This is a genomic window from Methylobacterium sp. B1, assembly GCF_000333255.1.
Taxonomy (GTDB): Bacteria; Pseudomonadota; Alphaproteobacteria; order Rhizobiales; family Beijerinckiaceae; genus Methylobacterium; species Methylobacterium fujisawaense.
On record NZ_BACT01000492.1, the window covers coordinates 1 to 15,360 of the forward strand.

Below are 15,360 nucleotides of genomic sequence, written 5' to 3' on the forward strand. Positions count from 1 at the left end.
ACGGGGCGCCCGCCTGCGCCAGGGTCGAGACGGATCCGCCCGCGCGTTTGCTCATCCCACCGATGGCCGTCGAAGCCGTACCGAGGGCGCCGCCGACGAGGCCGCTCGCCGCCGACGAGAGCATGTACAGCACGACGAGGGTTGACACCGCCCAGGCGAGAAGGCCGTGATACCCGGCGGTTGCGGCCGACGGCTTGCCCGAAAGCCGGCCGGCCAGGGCGCCACCCGCCACCGCGGCGAGGACGCCGGAGACGACGAACCAGAGGCCCGCACCGATGCCGATCGCGCTCGCCGCCGGGGTGCCGTCGCCGAGGGGATCCACCGTCGACAGGCCGATGCCGAGGCCGAGCATGTTCAGGACGACCTGGGCGATCAGCCCGACCGTGGCGCCGGCGAGGACCGCCCCCCACGAGACCGAGTGCAGCATCATCGTGCGGATGTCCTCGGACGGTGTGACGGCGCTGCCCTGAGGCGGGCCACGGTCGAGCACCGGCCGGTCCGGGATGGCGCGGCCGGTCGCCGCGAGGGTGGTATCGGTGACGGTAGCCATTGTGGTTTCTCCGGGATCTGTGATTTGCGAGGGAACGGGCGGCTGAAGCGGATCAGACGATCCGGCCGCGTCGCACGAGGGCGTGGTAGAGCCACAGCACGACCACGGCCCCGACGACCGCGACGAGCAGGCTGTAGAGGTTGAGGCCCGAAACGCCGGGTTGCCCGAACTGCTCGAACAGGAATCCGCCGACCACGGCACCGATGACGCCGAGCAAGATGTCGACGAGCACACCCTGGCCGGTGTTGTTGACGATCTTGCTGCCGATGAAGCCGGCGATCAGGCCGAGGATGATCCAGGCAAGGAGGGACATGGGCGGCTCCGGTTCGCGGCGCGCTTCAGGGTTCCGGCACCGGAGCGGCGCCGATGGGGGCAGGCGTTCGACGCACTGCGAGGCCGACCGCCTCGTGCAGGACGGTGCGCCTGTCTCTGCGTCGTCTTCGTCCCGGCGCACCGCGCCTCGATCGGGGCCGCGGCTCCCGGCTGGATGTCCCCGCTGATCGTGCCGACAGTCAGCTCGATCAGGTCACGGCGTGATTTCGCGACAGAACTTTCTCACCTCGGTTGCCGGCTGGGCCGCCACCGAGATGCCAAAATCGAGCGGGGTACTCCTGTTCAATGACCGCGCCTGGCGAGATGTTCCGAAGTTCTATTTAAAAACTTCGGGATCCAGCTTGAGTGATTTGCGCTTGTTGTTTTAGTCTCAGAATTTTTACAAATCTATCAAATGAATGATTTTGTTCGATCCGGCGTCTCACGGCGTATAGAGCGACGACGCCGTTTCGTTTGACGCCGGTCACACCGTACCTGCGCGCGATGTGGCTGCGAACGGTGTGGGACCAGAACCCGAGCCGCGTTTTGGGGGCGCTACGGGGTGGGTACCCTCCGGAGCTGCCGAGCTCTGGCCCTGGTCGCCCTTCGTTTCGGCGTGTCGGAGTGCTCCGGCGCCAACCCTGCGACCGAAAGGTCGAAAGCCGTGATGCACGGACGGCAGCGCCATCCTTCTACGCCGCGCCGCCATATGCAGCATGGCCGATACGACGGGTCAGGACGCCCTTTGGTAACATCCGCGAAACGTGGATGAACCGCGCCGGCGTTCCGATTCTACACAAGTCTTTGACGTGGAGCCGTAAATCAGTTTTTGGAATTGGTTGTCAGACTCGCCAGATCCCGGCGAGAACGGCGTGCCGATCGCTACACCGACGCAACCCAGGGTCGTCAATTCGACGATCCTGCTTCTGTAGATGTAAATAAAGGTCCATATAGCGCCTCGCGATGGTGTTGCGCCCTGAGTCTGCAAACCTTATGCGTATTCCGCGTACAACTCGCGTATCAAGCGCGCTGTGCCTTCGACAGTATAGGGTGCTGGCGCGCGTATGTCGGCTCAGAGGCCGAATTAAGCGAGAGGCCTATTTTATTTGCCGGGTCCTTCAGCGCGACAAGATGCGTGATAACGATCACCCGAAGCCCGCTCGCGACTGCCGGCATGCCTTCGTGATCAGAGCCCGGTGTCGGCGGAGATCCGCTGGAGCGCCCAGGATCTCGGACGTCCTCCCGGCCCGCAACCGCTACGCTCCGTGGCTGCTGCTCAGCCACGGCACCTGCCGGCGGGCGCTCCATCGCGTGTTTCTGAGGTGCAGATAATTTGGGTTGAATCCGCAATACGCCTTGAGTTGCTCAACGTCCAAGATCGTCAGGACCCGGCGCTTCAGCGTGATGAATTGAAGCCGACGCAACTCCCTCAGCGTGCGGCTCACGTGCACGTCCGACAGGCCCATCGTGTCCGCGATGTCGGTCTGTGTGAACGGGAACGCGTAACTGTTGTCGCTGACGCGCCCGACGGCTTCCAAGCGCAACAACAGCTCGCAGAACAGATGTGCGATCCGCTGATGGGCCTGCCGGCTGCCGATGTTGACCAGCCACTCGCGCAGGATCGCCTCGTCCACGAGGGCACACCACCATAACGCGCGGGTCACCTGAGGGTAGTGTGCCGTAACTTCCTCGATGGCGTTCCGGGAGATCTCGACCACTTGGCAAGGGGAGATCGTGCCGATGGCATGGTCCATCTGATCGAGGATGAAGACGTTCAGGTCACAGAAGTCGCCCGGCACCAAGTAGGCCATGATCTGGCGCTGACCGTCCGGCAAGACCTTGTAACGGCAGGCATAGCCGTCGAGGATGAGATGGATCCGCTCGGGAACATGGCCTTCCTCGATGAGGTCCGTACGTGCGGGCACTTGGCGCACGCGGGGAACGAGGGCTCTCAGCGCAGCTCGATCGCCGTCGGTGAGGTCCTCGAAGCTCTCAAGCTTGCGGATCAAGGCATCTTGCATCGGGCCACGGTGGCAAAGGGCAACATAGTACCTTAGGTCCATTATCAGACACCCGCTCCTTCATAGGACGGATATTTTTCCGCGTCCGGCGGTCGATCGCGAGGCCCGCGTCACGTCGCCGGAGGCAGCCACGTCGCCGGACCATTCGGCGAGAACTGGGTCTCCGGCCTAATGAAGGGCTTTCCGGATGGTCGGCGGCACCTCGCGTCTTTTCACGTCGCGCTGTCCGTGCGGAGCCTGACGCGCTGCCTGCTGCCGGTCATCGATCCGTGTCGGGAGATCCGTCTGATGCGCTGTCCACGCCTGCGCAGGGCCTCGACGATCCAGATCAGGATCAGAAGCTCACGGGGTGACTCGCCTGCCTCCGCGGCCAGAGTCCGATCAACCTGATCTCGCCAACGCGCGGCGGCGCCGCTGCCGGCAGACAGCACCGGGGTCTCTGCCCTCACCTCGTCCGGCGGCACAGGCCTCTGGCGACGAGGCGGCCGCTCCCCTCCGGTACGACGCTCAAGGAGAAGGTCGTCGCTCCGGGACGATCGACCAGAAGGTCGCGGCCGAGGAACGCATCGACCTCCCCGGCGGCGATAGCGGTGGCATGCGCCTCGATATGCGCGTTGGCCGGCCATTCGAGCTCGACCAGTACGTTCGGGGCGGCTTCCTGCCGGGGGACACGATTGGACGGGCAACCCTCCGCGCTTCGGGTGGAAGCTTCATCATGCCGGGGCATGGCACCCAAACACAGGTTGTAACCGCTTCCGGGGCCTGCGCGTCGGTCCGGATTGGAAATGTCAGGCATTGGCCGCTTCGACGTCCGCTCCCTCGCCGTGTACGCTGCCGCCGGGAATCCGAGGGGGGAACCCCGGCCTGAACCTCTGCAATTTTCGCACCTTTAAGTTGTAGTTAATATTTTCTTTGCCACAACATCGGTGGCGGGCAGGCGACGCGAATGGATCTGGCCCAGGCGACTCCGCGATACGCAGTGGCTTCGAATGTGTCGTAAGCGATGGGGACGTGGATGCCGACTCGGAGATCCCGAGTCGCGGCTGCTGCGATGACGATCGGACTTCTCGTCATCCCTGTGACGCGACCGGCTGTCGGTGGTGAAAAGCTCGATTCAGCCGCGGCCGCGCTCGTGGAAAGCTTTACCCTCCGAGCGGAGAATGCACGGCAGGAGGGTGCCGAAGCGCGGCTCCGGGGCGCGAAGGACGCCTTCATGCCGACCGTCTCAGTGCTGGCCGACGCGCCGCTGAGCAGCCGGATCCGCTACAGCCCCGAGATCGCTCCGACGGTCGTGGGCCTCGACGTGACGCCGCGCGCAGCGCCCTACCAACTCGGAATCGTGGCCGACCTGCCGCTTTTCGACGGGTTTCGACGACTGAACACGCTCCGTGCCGTCGATGCACAGACGGATGCCGGACGCGCCCTCGTCGCGGGGAAGCGTCAGCAGGTCCTCCTCGACGCGGCGATCGCCGTCCTATCGGTCATGCGGGACACGCAGATCCTGGAATTCAGGGACGCCCAATGCGCAGCGATCGGCCGGATCCTCGACGCCACGGAGCGCCAGCTCGCGGTCGGGGACGCGACGCGCACCGATGCCGCGCTGGCCCGATCCCGGCTCCAGGCCGCGGAGGCTGAGCGCGAGCGGGCGCGCTCGGATCTCGCGGCGTCCCGGGCGACCGTGGTGCGTCTCACCGGGATGGATCCAGAGCGGGTTGCCCCGCCGCGCCTGCCCGGCACGCTGCCCCGCACGCCGGAAGCCTACGAGGCGCTCGTCCGCACCAACAATCCAGGGCTGATCGCGGCGCGTCTCGGCGTTCAATCGGATGCGGCGCGGGCCGACGCCGTGACCGCCGACCTGCTGCCGAGCGTGAATCTGCAGGTCTCGCGGATCTCTCAATTCGGCTACAGCGCAGCCCTGGATCGGATCACCGACACCACGACGCGCCTGCTCGCCCGGATCCCCCTCTACGAGCCCGGCGCATTCCCGCGCGTCGCGGAGGCTTCCGCGGCGGCGCGCCAGCGGGGCTATGAGGTCCAGGATATCGAGCGCACGACGCTCAGCACGGCGCGCGTCGACTTCCTCCGGCACAAAACCGTCGCCGAGCAGGCGGCGCGGCTTTACGCCCGGGTGGTTGCCCTGCGTCAGTCCGTCAAGGGCATGGAGATCGAACGTGTCGCCGGCTTTCGGACGATCTTCGACGCGCTGAACCTCCGGGCCGAGCTGGGTGACGCGGAGGCCGGCGCGGCGGCCGTCGCGGCGGAGCGGGACGCCCTGTCGCTCGCGCTCGCAGCCGCCGCCGGCTTGCTCGACGTCGACCATCCGGGCGCCGTCGGCAAACGGGCGCGGGTGCTGCCGCGGGCCGCGTCTCGGGTTGCGGAATCGCCGCTGGTCCGATCCGGCGTCCCTCCGCTGCGGGGAAGCCACACGGAGCTCAAGCCGGCTCCGGAACCGGTGCTGCGTCTGTCGCGGATCGATCCAGATGACGCTCCGTGACGAGGCGCCCGTCGTGGATCCGCATCACCCGATCGACGCCGGCGAGGACCTGCCGGCTGTGGGTGACGTAGACCTTTGCGGCCTCCACACGCCGCAGACTGTCGATCAGCGACCGCTCGGTGTCCGGGTCGAGGTTGGCGGTCACCTCGTCGAGGAGCAGGAGGCGCGGCTGCCGGCACAGGGCCCGGGCGATGAGCAGACGCCGCCGCTGGCCGGTCGACAGCAGGCCGCTCTCCTCCGCGATCAGGGTGGCGAAATCTTGGGGCAAGGCTTCGACCGCCTCGCGCAGGCCGACCTGATCGAGGGCCCGCTCCATCTGCGCCCGCGTGACGGACGGGTCGAACAAGGCGAGATTATCGGCCACGGTCCCGGCGAACACGCCATCGTCGGCGAAGACGACGCCGAGATTGGCCCGGAATTCCCGCCGCCCGAATTGCTGCAGCGCGGCTCCGTCCACACTGAGACGGCCCGCCGCCGGCTCGTGGAGGCTCGCCAGGATCTTGAGCAGGGACGATTTGCCCGAGCCGGAGGCACCCACGATCGCGATGCTCTCGCCAGCCGCGACGTCGATCGTCAGGTCGACGTCGCGCAAGAGCGGGGCATCCGCCCGACCGAATTGCACGCGGACGCCTTCGAGCGCCACCGTCCGGCGCACTTTCCGGTGGATGCAGACATCGTCCGCGCCCGGCTCCGCCTCCTGGCCGACGAGATCGTCCAGACGCTGGAAGTGAACCCGCATCACCGAGAGATGCATCAGGTTGACCGTCAGCCGGTTCACCCGTTCGAAAAAGTCGCCGCGCAGGGCAAAGAAGGCGTAGAGCGAGCCGATCGTCAGGGTGTTCCCGATGACGCCGGTCACACCCATGTACAGCGTCGTCACGGTGCTCGTCGCGATGACGAGATGCATGAAGAGTTCGGCATCGATGGTCGCGTGGCGGGCGCGGAAATCCGTGTTGGCGAAGCGCGCGAAGCTTTCGAACCATCGCATCGCGAACAGGTCCGCGGCGTTATGGGCCTTCAGGGTGTCGACCCGGCGCAGACCGTCCAGGAGCCGACCCTGCTCTTCGGAGCGGGCCTCCAGGGAGGTCGCGGTGTACCGGTTCAGGGCCGGAAACGTCACGGCCCGGACCAGCAGAACGGCCGCGAGAGTCAGCAAGGTCAAGCCGGCCATGAGTGGCGCGTAGTAGTACATCAGGCCGACGAGCAGCACGGACGTGAGCGTGTCCGCGATGGCGGTGACGAGACCGCCGACCAGGAAAGTCTTGATGTGGTCGATGGAATCGACCCGCACGACGAAATCCCCGGGATGGCGCCGCTCGAAATAGCCGAGCGGCAGCCGGAAGGCGTGCCCCACGACGTTGCGCGTGAACTGCAACTGCATCAGCGTCGATGAGCGCAGCACGATGGCGTCCCGCAGCCAGCGGCCCACGGCCTCGAAGGCCATCATCGCCGCCAGCCCGATGGCGAGCACGCGCAGCAGATCGAGATCGACCTGCGGGATGACCACGTCGAGGGCGATCTCCAGCAGGATCGGCATGCCGAGGCCCAGCAGGGCGATGGCGAGCGAGACCAGGCAGATCTGCCAGACGGTGCCGCCGAGCCCCCGGGTCGCGCGGAACACCTCCATGAAGCCGAGGCGGCGCTCGGCCGTCAGGCGCGCAAAATCCATGCGCGGTTGGAATTCGAGGACCACCCCGGAGAAGAGGCGTTCCATATCGGCGCGGTCGTAGATCCGCAGCCCGAATTCAGGGTCCTGGATCCGGTAGCCGTCGCGCCCGATGCGCTCCAGGACGACGAAGTGGTTGCCATTCCAGTGCAGGATCGCCGGGAGCGCCACCCCGGACAACTCGCCGACATTCGAAAGCGCGAAGCCGTTGGCATCGAATCCCAGCCCGTCGGCGACCTCGACGATGTCGGCGAGGGACATGCCGGACTGCGACAGAGGGAAAAGCGCACGCAGGTAGCTCAGGTCGATCTGGTGCCGGTGGTAATTGGCCACCATCGCCAAGCACGCGAGGCCACATTCCTTGGCCTCGCTCTGGGCCATCCAGCGGATCCTGCGCCGCCGCGCCAGGATACGGCTCAGCCAACCCGTCATGATGTCAACCCCTGCCGCGCATGGCCCGGATCGGATCGAGCACCCAGTCGATCAGCCGCCGCCGCTCCACGACGATGTCGGCGCTCAGGGTCGAACCGATCCGGATCGGCTCGTCGACGCCGTAGGCGCGGATGGTGCGGGATTCCGGGAGGACCTCGATCCGGTAGGTGGATTGCCGGTTCGATTCCCGCGCGTCCTGGGCAGGCGGCAGGTCGGCGGCCGGACGCAGGGGCGATTCCGAGATCGACGTGATGGTCCCGTGGCCGATGCCGAAGGTCTTGAACGGGAAGGCATCGTATTTGAGCACCACCCTCTGTCCGACCTTGGCGAGGCCGACCGCTCGCGCGGGCACGCCGAGCACGATCACCGGGTCGGCGCGGATGTCGCCGACGACGGCAAGAACCTGATCGGCCGCCACGGACGCGCCCGTCTCCACGAACAGGCCGGCAACCTGCCCATCGACCGGGGCGACGATGTCGAGTTGGGATTGCGCCGCCTGCCCGGCGATCCGAGCCACGATTCCGCTCAGCTCGTTGCGCACGGCGGCGAGCTGTCCAGTCTTCTCGGCCAAGCCGAAGCGCTGGGTGCGTTTGCGTTCGTCCGCCTGTTGCCGCAGCTCGGCGCGCCGGGCCTGCAACTCGGCCATCTGCCGTCCGTAATCGAGGAGCGTCCGGCGTTGCAGATTGAGCGCGTCTCGGGTGGCGTAACCTTGGTCGAGATAGGTCTGGACGCGCGCTACGATTGCCCCCTGCTCCCGGAGGCCCATGCGCAGGATCGTCTCCTGTTGCGCGAAGGCCGCGCTCACGGCCTCGACATTGGCGTCGATCTCCGCTGTCTCCCGGTCGGCCCGCGCGAGGAAGGTCGTCAGGCGGTCGCGTTCACGCTCCAGGACGGCCCGGCGCTCGGTCAGGCTCGTCAGATCCGCCGCGACCGTGGAGACGCCGCCCACCGTCGGCTCGCGCAGCTTCACCTGCATCAGCCGCTGGCCGCGCCACACCGTCTCGCCCTGGCGCACGTCGATCGCAGCGACGATGCCGGGTGCGCGGGCATCCAGACGCGACATCCCGGAGACCGCCGAGACATAGCCCCGCACGGACTCGGTTCGCGCGAAACGGCCGAAAAAGAGGGCGCTGATCACCAGCACGATCATCAGGCCGAAGAACCACGCCATGGCCGAGGCGCCACGATCACGATGGAGGTGGAGGGCACCCGTCCGGCGCTGCAGAAAGCCGAGTTGCGTCCGTCCGGGCGCGGCGAGGGTGTCGCTCACGCGGCCCTCTCGATGGGCATCAGGGGATCCTCGGCCGCCAGGTACTCCTGGAGCGACGGCCAGAAGTGCCATTGTGCGGGACGTTCCCGGATCGTCGTCTCGATATGCCGGCGCATCAGGTCCGCGACGCGCCCGCGTTCGAGCGCATCGTTTGCCTGCACGGCGAAGGGATAGCGCGGCACCACAACCGCACCGCCCGCCTCGGCGCCGATCGCCAAGGGCACCACCGTCGCGCCGGTCAGGTGCGCCAAGCTGTCGATGCCGAAGGCGAACGCGGTCGGTAGGCCGAAGATCGGCATCGGGGCCGGCTTGCCGTAGCGCGGCGGTAGATCGGCGAACACGACGATGACCGCGCCCCGTCGGGCATAGCGAATGGCGGGGAGATAGCCGGCCCGATCCGTGACGGTGAGGAAGCGCACCGGCATCCCGAACTCGGTGATGCGTTCCATTACCCGGGTCTCCAGCGGCCTGTCGTCCCGGCGTCTCAGGATCAGCACGGAGCGGCCGGGGAAGAAGGTGACCAGGATGCTGAGGAGCCCGATCACGTAGGGACCCATGTGCAGGGGCGCGAGAATGACCGGCTCACCGCTCGCCGCGATCCGCCTCAGGACCTCGGGCGACTGGGTCACCACATGGGCGAGGTCCCGCTGGATCGCGGCCCGGCTGCGGGTCAGGAGCGCGAGCCATTCCAGCTCGGCCAGCGCGTCATGGAAGGCCGCCTCGCGGTCGAGGCGCCGCGCCTCCCGCCGCGGCAGACGGAGCACGCGTTCGAACCGGTCCGCGAGGCCGGAACGCGGGCTGCGGCCGACCGCTGCGTACACGCGGAACACGGTTCGCAAAGCCAGGCGGCGCAGGGGGAGCGGCAGTCCGGCGATGAGCGCCGCCTTCCTGGAGATACCCGAGATCGGCTCCATTGCCCGACGCCCCTGGAAGTCGCTGACTGACCGGTGCGGGAGCCGCCGCGGAACGATCGATGTTAGGCTGCCTGTGTGCTGGCGCGCGGGACGGAGCCCCGCGCGCCGGTCGCTTGGGTCAGCGAGACTTGCCGGAGGACGATCCGAGCCCAAGTCCAACGCCGACGCTGAGGCCGCCAAGATTCAAGCCGACAGCCAGGCCCTGCTGGGAGCCATGACCGCCGGACACAGTCTTCAAGGTCTTCAGGTCGAGTTTCTTCATGATTCTCAGGCCTCGTTAACCAGCGACGCCGTCGTCGCCTCCGACTCACTTATAGTTGTGGTGTCTCGGAGTCGATACCACTCAGTAGTTGCATCGGATCGCTTGCGTAAGTGTTAAGCCCTGCGCCGTTCGGCGTTAGGTCCGCCTCCTCCGTGGAACCGGCTGTGGTCCGGGATCGCAGATCGTGCCCCGCGGCCATGAATACCGGTGCGGCCCAGGACGCGGCGAAGCGCGAAGCCTCCAGAGGTGTCGGGCTCCGCATTCTGCCCGGTGCACAGACGCATTGCAGCGACCGGACCGGTGGCGTTCAAGCCCGTCACGCCGAACGCCGACTGGCCACGGCCACCACCGTCGAGGCGGTCGCACGCGAAGGGATCGCAGCGCTGCGGCAGCTTCGAGCGGCGTGAGCACCCATCTCGACCATCCTGAGGGTCCGAAGACCCACCCTGAGGCGGCCACGGGTTTAACCTTCGCAGCCGATCGGACCGGGTGCCCGACCAACCGGCGGCTTCCGGGGGCGCTCAGGTGCGATGAGCCAGCACGCCATCGCGCGCTGGTGAACCGTGCTCCGCCGGCCCCTTGCGCAGCGACACGGAGGGAGGTTGCCGGCAACGCTCATCGGTGAGATATCCCGACCCGGGTGCATGATCCGAAGGTCGGATCGGCAGGCTTCAGCGTTGGTCGGGCCGCCAGCGGCGGAAGGCCTGTGCGCGTGCCGACACTCACCTATCGTCCCCGGTCGTCCCTGCGCGGCCTGCTCACGAGCGGAGCGGGTGGCGGCCTCGTGCTCATGGCGAGCGCTGCGCTGGCCTTGGTCGTCGCCAACTCGCCGCTGGCCGACGTCTATTTCGCGGGGCTCAAGACCCATCTCGGCCCACTCTCGGTCCTGCACTGGATCAACGACGGCCTGATGGCCGTGTTCTTCCTGCTCGTCGGCCTGGAGATCAAACGCGAGCTGCTGGACGGGCGGCTGCGTACGTGGCCGGACCGCATCCTGCCGGGTGTGGCCGCACTCGGCGGCATGATCCTCCCGGCGCTCGTCTACGCCGCCGTCAATTGGCGCACGCCCGAGACCCTGCGCGGTTGGGCGATCCCGGCGGCCACCGACATCGCTTTCGCCCTCGGCGTGCTGGCGCTGCTGGGCTCGCGCGTGCCGGTTTCGCTCAAGGTGTTCCTCACCGCGCTCGCCATCCTCGACGACCTCGGCGCGGTGATCGTCATCGCCGTGTTCTACACCGCCGACCTGTCATTGCCGATGCTCGGCGGTGCGGCCGCGACGCTCGCCGCGCTGTACGGGCTGAACAAGGCCGGCGTCAGCCGCCTGTGGCCCTATCTTGCCCTCGGCGCGGTGCTGTGGGTGTTCACGCTCCTGTCGGGCGTGCATGCGACCGTCGCGGGCGTCCTGCTGGCCCTCACGGTGCCGCTCCGGCTGAGCGTCGGCAGGCCGGACGACCCGACCTCGCCGCTGCACATCCTCGAACATGCCGTCAGCCCGTGGTCGGCCTTCCTGATCCTGCCGGTGTTCGGCTTCCCAACGCCGGCGTGTCTTTCGCCGGGGTCAGCCGGCGATGTTGCTCGACCCGGTGACGCTGGGCGTGGCGCTGGGCCTGTTCCTCGGCAAGCAAGTCGGCGTCTTCGGCTTCGTGCTCGCGACCGTAAAGCTCGGCTGGGCGCAGCGCCCGCGCGGTGCGAGCTGGGCTCAGGTCTATGGCGTCGCCGTGCTCTGCGGGGTCGGCTTCACGATGAGCCTGTTTATCGGCCTGCTGGCCTTTGCGACGCAGCCGGATCTGGAAGCCGAGACCAAGATCGGCGTGCTGCTCGGGTCGCTCGCCTGCATGGCCGCCGGGGCTCTGGTTCTGCGGCTTGCCCCGGCCCGTCCGTCTCACCGCTGAGCCGAAGCCGCTGCCGCGCGGCGACGGGGCGCGACAGCCTCGATCCGTCGATCTCCCGCGAAACCTGGTGGAGCACCATGCGCCGTCACCTTCCAAAGCGTCGTCCCGGCACCATCGAGGGCCGGCTGTCCGATTTCGTGCTGGCGCTCACTGGGGTCATGCTCCTCGGGGCGATGATCCTGCTGCTGCTCTCCTGGCTGGGCGGCGGTGCAGAGGGAGCCGCGGTCGGGTACGCGGGGATGCAGGATTCTTGAGCTCTGGCCCCGAAGCCCGACGACCGATGACGACACTGACCGCGACGCTGCGTGAACTGTACGAGGGGGACACGCGGCGCGCGCACCGCTTCCGCTACGTCCTGCTCGTGTTCGACGTGGCGACGATCGCCTTCGTCATCGTCACCTCGTTCCTGCCGCTGATACCCTGGATCATCGCCTGCGATGTGGCGCTGGGCGTGTTCGTCCTGCTCGACTTCGCCGCCCGCCTCGGCATCAGCCGCACCCCGCTCCGCGAATTCCGGCATCTCAGCACCTGGACGGACCTCGTGGCCGTCGCCTCGTTCCTGGCCCCGGTGCTGGTCGAGGGCGTCGGCTTCCTGCGGATCCTGCGCACGCTCCGTCTGCTGCGCACCTATCATCTGCTGGAGCGGCTGCGGCAGGACAGCGAACTGTTCCGCCGGAACGAAGATGCGATCCTGGCCGCGACCAACTTGGTGGTGTTCGTGTTCACGATGACGGGCATCGTCTACGCCACGCAGCACAACACCAATCCGGCCATTCAGACGCCCATCGACGCTCTGTACTTCACGGTCACGTCCCTGACGACCACGGGCTACGGCGACATCACACTGCCGGGACCGACGGGCCGGCTGCTCTCGGTCTTCGTGATGATTTGCGGCGTGACGCTGTTCTTCCGCCTCGCGCAGGTGGTGTTCCGGCCGTACAAGGTGCGCTTCCCCTGCGACGCCTGCGGGCTGCAACGCCATGAGCCGGACGCGGTGCACTGCAAGGCCTGCGGCAACCTCCTGAACATCCCCGATGAGGGAGCCGACTGACGCTCTTGCGGGCGTCAGGGTCGTGGTGTCCAAGGCCGTCACACGGCGACGGCCTTGGACACCACGACGCGCTGCTCCAGGGCGGCGATGATTGTCGACGACAGCAGCTCGGCAGCCGGCGTGACATGTCCGGGAGCCCGGTAAAGGACGATCTCCGTATCGGGCAGTTTCGGAAGCTGAAGCCGGGCAGACACCGAGACCATGTCCGCCGGTATCATTTCCGTCGGCAGAACCGTTACGCCGAGCCCGGCTTGGACGGCGGCCTGAAGCCCGGCCAAACTTGGGCTGGTGTAGACGATGCGCCAGTCGCGTCCGGCCGCGTCGAGGGCTGACAGCGCACGCTTGCGATAGACATCGGGGGCCGGTGCGAGGATGAGGGGGATCGGGCCCCCGGTTTCCGTGACGAGGCGCGGCGACGCGACCCAGTCGAGCACCTCCCGCCAGACCTTGGTCCCGCCGCTCGGCCCCTGCGGCTCGCGCTTGAACAAGATCAGGTCGTAGCGACCCTTCGCGAAATCAGCGAGGAGGTTGACAGTGAAGTCGCACTGCACCTGAAGCGCGACCTGCGGATGGGTCCTCGCGAAACACGCCAGAACCTCCGACAGGTGCGTCGTCGCAAAATCCTCGGGCGTTCCGAGCCTGACGACGCCCGATACATCCGACTCGCGCAGGCGCGAGAGCGCCTCGGCTCCCAGCCGCAAGATCTGCCGCGCATAGGTGAGCAGGATCTCGCCCTCGGGCGTCAGCTGCAAGTCCCGGCCGTCCCGGTCGAACAAGCGGCGTGCGAGCCCATCTTCCAGGCGCTTGATCTGCAGCGACACGGTCGATTGCGTCAGGCTCAGGCGTTGAGCGGCACGCGTGAAACTGCCGTTGTCGACGATCGCGACGAAGGTGCGCAACAAATCGAGGTCGAACGGAAGGGGCGGACCCGGCATCGTCCCGACATCAAATCTCTCCGGGCGCCCTGCAAGCACCCGGGCCGCATTCCTGCCGCCTCAATGTCAGAATCGACGCCGCTGCGTGATGAAACGCACATGACCATAAGCTTGCACGAGGTGTCGCAGGATTAAAAATTATCTCTGCCATGTCCAATCCTGTGTCCATTTATTTTCGCAATGATCATCATTGGCTCCGTAGCGTTGTTCTGCGGCCCGGTCGTTTCCAGATCATTTGCGTGGATGAGCGAGAATGTCGGTCACGCATTGGCGGGCCGGTGCGCCTCAGCCGCGAACAGGTCGATATGACCGTGATCTTGAGTGGAGACGAACCATGAAGACTTCGCTGAAGACAGCCCGTGTGGCGCTCGTGACGGCCCTCTGCGCGATCGCGCCGATCTCTGCGGCCGTCGCCGACTACCGCGTCGGATCTCAAATGCGGCCCCTGCCCCGGACGACCTGGGACGGACTGTCGACCGGCGCGATCGACATGTCGGACGCCCCGCGGTTCTCCACTGGTGGCTGCCGGAGAAGCTCGGCGCAGGAAGGCAATGCTGATCAGCAGCACTTTCCGGTGCAGCAATACGGACAGACGGCGGGCGGCTACCGCTGCTGAACGGGGCCAGCGTCCTCGGCCCGACAGCCGGCCGTGTCTCACGTGAGGGCCGGCAACGTATCGGTCCGCCACGCCATCGTGTCATGGCGGACCGCTCTCCCGATCCTCGCCTCACAGGGCGTGTCCCGGCGGTCTCCTCCGGGAGTCCTCCCGCAAATCGTCCGCCGCGTCCTCTGCGAGACCGCAGCGCGATCGCGCCCCGACCCGGAGAGGCGCCTCGCGGGTGCCGATCCGCGGCGTGATCCGGACGCCGGGAGACAGCAATTGACCAATGACTGGCGAGCAACGGACTGCATCCGATCGAAATCGTGATGCAGAACGCACAAATCGAACCTATTCTGGAAAGTCATCGATCGATGGATGCGATCAGACACACCCCTTTGACTGTCGTGGAAGCCTGCAGGCTCATCGCGCGCCTCTTGAACCCGGAGGCGCGTTTTGTCTGGCTGGCGATCGTCTACGGAGGTGCCATCGCGCTCCTGGGTCTCGCGGCACCCGTTTCCGTCCAGCTCCTGATCAACTCCGTGGCGAACACGGGGCTGCCGGCGCCCTTGTTCGTCCTGTCGGGTCTCTTGCTCGGATTGCTGCTGGTCGTCGCCGCCCTGAGTGCGGCCCGCATCTACGTGATGGCCCTATTCGAACGGCGCGTCTTCGCCAGGATCGTCGCGGATATCACCGTGCGCGCCGTTTACGCCAGGGATCCGCAGTTCGACGACGCTCGGCGCAGCGCTCTGTTCAACCGCTTCTTCGATCTCGTGACGGTTCAGAAGGCGGTCCCGCATCTCCTGATCGGCGGATTTGCAATCCTTCTGCAATCCGGGATTGGTCTTGTTCTGACGAGCTTCTATCACCCCTTCTTTCTCGCCTTCAATCTCGTGGTCGCCTCTCTGCTGCTCGGGATCTGGCTCCTCTGGGTGGGACCGGCGCTCCGGTCGGCCGCGGCCC

General features: G+C 67.0%; 12 protein-coding genes and 3 pseudogenes. 6 read left to right on the top strand and 9 right to left on the bottom strand.

What is annotated here, in order from left to right; all coding sequences use genetic code 11:
- From I53_RS14370 to I53_RS14390, 4 genes and pseudogenes are all read right to left on the bottom strand, one after another.
- Positions 1-550: pseudogene (locus I53_RS14370) on the bottom strand (PhnA-like protein); the annotation flags it as partial.
- Between the two features lie 52 nt (positions 551-602).
- Positions 603-863 carry a GlsB/YeaQ/YmgE family stress response membrane protein gene (locus tag I53_RS14375; RefSeq protein WP_043351821.1) on the bottom strand — a complete coding sequence of 87 codons (261 nt, stop codon included), beginning with the start codon at positions 861-863 and terminating at the stop codon, positions 603-605.
- Positions 864-2,118: 1,255 nt separating this feature from the next.
- The gene (locus I53_RS14380) at positions 2,119-2,871 is read right to left on the bottom strand and encodes a Crp/Fnr family transcriptional regulator (RefSeq protein ID WP_306307440.1); all 753 of its coding nucleotides are present in this window, start codon (positions 2,869-2,871) and stop codon (positions 2,119-2,121) included.
- Positions 2,872-3,328: 457 nt separating this feature from the next.
- Positions 3,329-3,679, bottom strand: coding sequence for a hypothetical protein (locus I53_RS14390; protein ID WP_148291147.1), 351 nt, complete (start codon positions 3,677-3,679; stop codon positions 3,329-3,331).
- 255 nt (positions 3,680-3,934) lie between these two features.
- On the opposite strand from I53_RS14390, the gene I53_RS14395 reads away from it, so the two are divergent.
- Positions 3,935-5,377 (top strand): TolC family protein, encoded by a 1,443-nt coding sequence (locus I53_RS14395; RefSeq protein WP_051044817.1) that lies wholly within the window; start codon positions 3,935-3,937, stop codon positions 5,375-5,377.
- Here the strand turns inward: I53_RS14395 and I53_RS14400 are convergent.
- From I53_RS14400 to I53_RS33950, 4 genes are all read right to left on the bottom strand, one after another.
- The gene (locus tag I53_RS14400) at positions 5,316-7,424 is read right to left on the bottom strand and encodes a peptidase domain-containing ABC transporter (RefSeq protein ID WP_251982318.1); all 2,109 of its coding nucleotides are present in this window, start codon (positions 7,422-7,424) and stop codon (positions 5,316-5,318) included. The genes I53_RS14395 and I53_RS14400 overlap by 62 nt on opposite strands.
- Before the next feature lie 55 nt (positions 7,425-7,479).
- On the bottom strand, positions 7,480-8,745 hold the full coding sequence (locus tag I53_RS14405; protein ID WP_051044818.1) for an HlyD family efflux transporter periplasmic adaptor subunit: 1,266 nt from the start codon (positions 8,743-8,745) through the stop codon (positions 7,480-7,482).
- Entirely contained in the window at positions 8,742-9,659 is a 918-nt protein-coding gene (locus I53_RS14410; protein ID WP_043351826.1) for a hypothetical protein, read from the bottom strand. Before I53_RS14410 ends, I53_RS14405 begins: the two co-directional genes overlap by 4 nt.
- A 118-nt stretch (positions 9,660-9,777) precedes the next feature.
- Positions 9,778-9,921: a hypothetical protein gene (locus tag I53_RS33950; protein WP_158498431.1), complete on the bottom strand. Its 144-nt coding sequence runs from the start codon at positions 9,919-9,921 to the stop codon at positions 9,778-9,780.
- Between the two features lie 712 nt (positions 9,922-10,633).
- Between I53_RS33950 and nhaA the strand changes: the two are divergent.
- The 3 genes and pseudogenes from nhaA to I53_RS14420 all read left to right on the top strand — a co-directional run bounded on the left by nhaA (position 10,634) and on the right by I53_RS14420 (position 12,864).
- Positions 10,634-11,813 (top strand): annotated as a pseudogene (gene nhaA / locus I53_RS14415) (Na+/H+ antiporter NhaA).
- Between the two features lie 77 nt (positions 11,814-11,890).
- Entirely contained in the window at positions 11,891-12,067 is a 177-nt protein-coding gene (locus I53_RS33955) for a hypothetical protein (protein WP_164706322.1), read from the top strand.
- Positions 12,068-12,093: 26 nt separating this feature from the next.
- Positions 12,094-12,864, top strand: coding sequence for a potassium channel family protein (locus I53_RS14420; RefSeq protein ID WP_043351828.1), 771 nt, complete (start codon positions 12,094-12,096; stop codon positions 12,862-12,864).
- Positions 12,865-12,902: 38 nt separating this feature from the next.
- Here the strand turns inward: I53_RS14420 and I53_RS14425 are convergent, their stop codons facing one another.
- Positions 12,903-13,799: a LysR substrate-binding domain-containing protein gene (locus tag I53_RS14425; protein WP_043351830.1), complete on the bottom strand. Its 897-nt coding sequence runs from the start codon at positions 13,797-13,799 to the stop codon at positions 12,903-12,905.
- A gap of 334 nt (positions 13,800-14,133) precedes the next feature.
- Between I53_RS14425 and I53_RS14430 the strand changes: the two genes are divergently transcribed.
- Positions 14,134-14,415 carry a hypothetical protein gene (locus tag I53_RS14430; RefSeq protein ID WP_043351832.1) on the top strand — a complete coding sequence of 94 codons (282 nt, stop codon included), beginning with the start codon at positions 14,134-14,136 and terminating at the stop codon, positions 14,413-14,415.
- Between the two features lie 311 nt (positions 14,416-14,726).
- Positions 14,727-15,360: pseudogene (locus I53_RS14435) on the top strand (ABC transporter ATP-binding protein); the annotation flags it as partial.

Bases quoted from the DNA above. Each gene is read 5' to 3' on its own strand.
- I53_RS14375 (WP_043351821.1), bottom strand. From the start codon at position 863: ATGTCCCTCCTTGCCTGGATCATCCTCGGCCTGATCGCCGGCTTCATC.
- I53_RS14390 (WP_148291147.1), bottom strand. From the start codon at position 3,679: ATGCCTGACATTTCCAATCCGGACCGACGCGCAGGCCCCGGAAGCGGT.
- I53_RS14395 (WP_051044817.1), top strand. From the start codon at position 3,935: ATGACGATCGGACTTCTCGTCATCCCTGTGACGCGACCGGCTGTCGGT.
- I53_RS14400 (WP_251982318.1), bottom strand. From the start codon at position 7,424: ATGGCCCAGAGCGAGGCCAAGGAATGTGGCCTCGCGTGCTTGGCGATG.
- I53_RS14410 (WP_043351826.1), bottom strand. From the start codon at position 9,659: ATGGAGCCGATCTCGGGTATCTCCAGGAAGGCGGCGCTCATCGCCGGA.
- I53_RS33950 (WP_158498431.1), bottom strand. From the start codon at position 9,921: ATGAAGAAACTCGACCTGAAGACCTTGAAGACTGTGTCCGGCGGTCAT.
- I53_RS33955 (WP_164706322.1), top strand. From the start codon at position 11,891: ATGCGCCGTCACCTTCCAAAGCGTCGTCCCGGCACCATCGAGGGCCGG.
- I53_RS14420 (WP_043351828.1), top strand. From the start codon at position 12,094: ATGACGACACTGACCGCGACGCTGCGTGAACTGTACGAGGGGGACACG.
- I53_RS14425 (WP_043351830.1), bottom strand. From the start codon at position 13,799: ATGCCGGGTCCGCCCCTTCCGTTCGACCTCGATTTGTTGCGCACCTTC.
- I53_RS14430 (WP_043351832.1), top strand. From the start codon at position 14,134: ATGAAGACTTCGCTGAAGACAGCCCGTGTGGCGCTCGTGACGGCCCTC.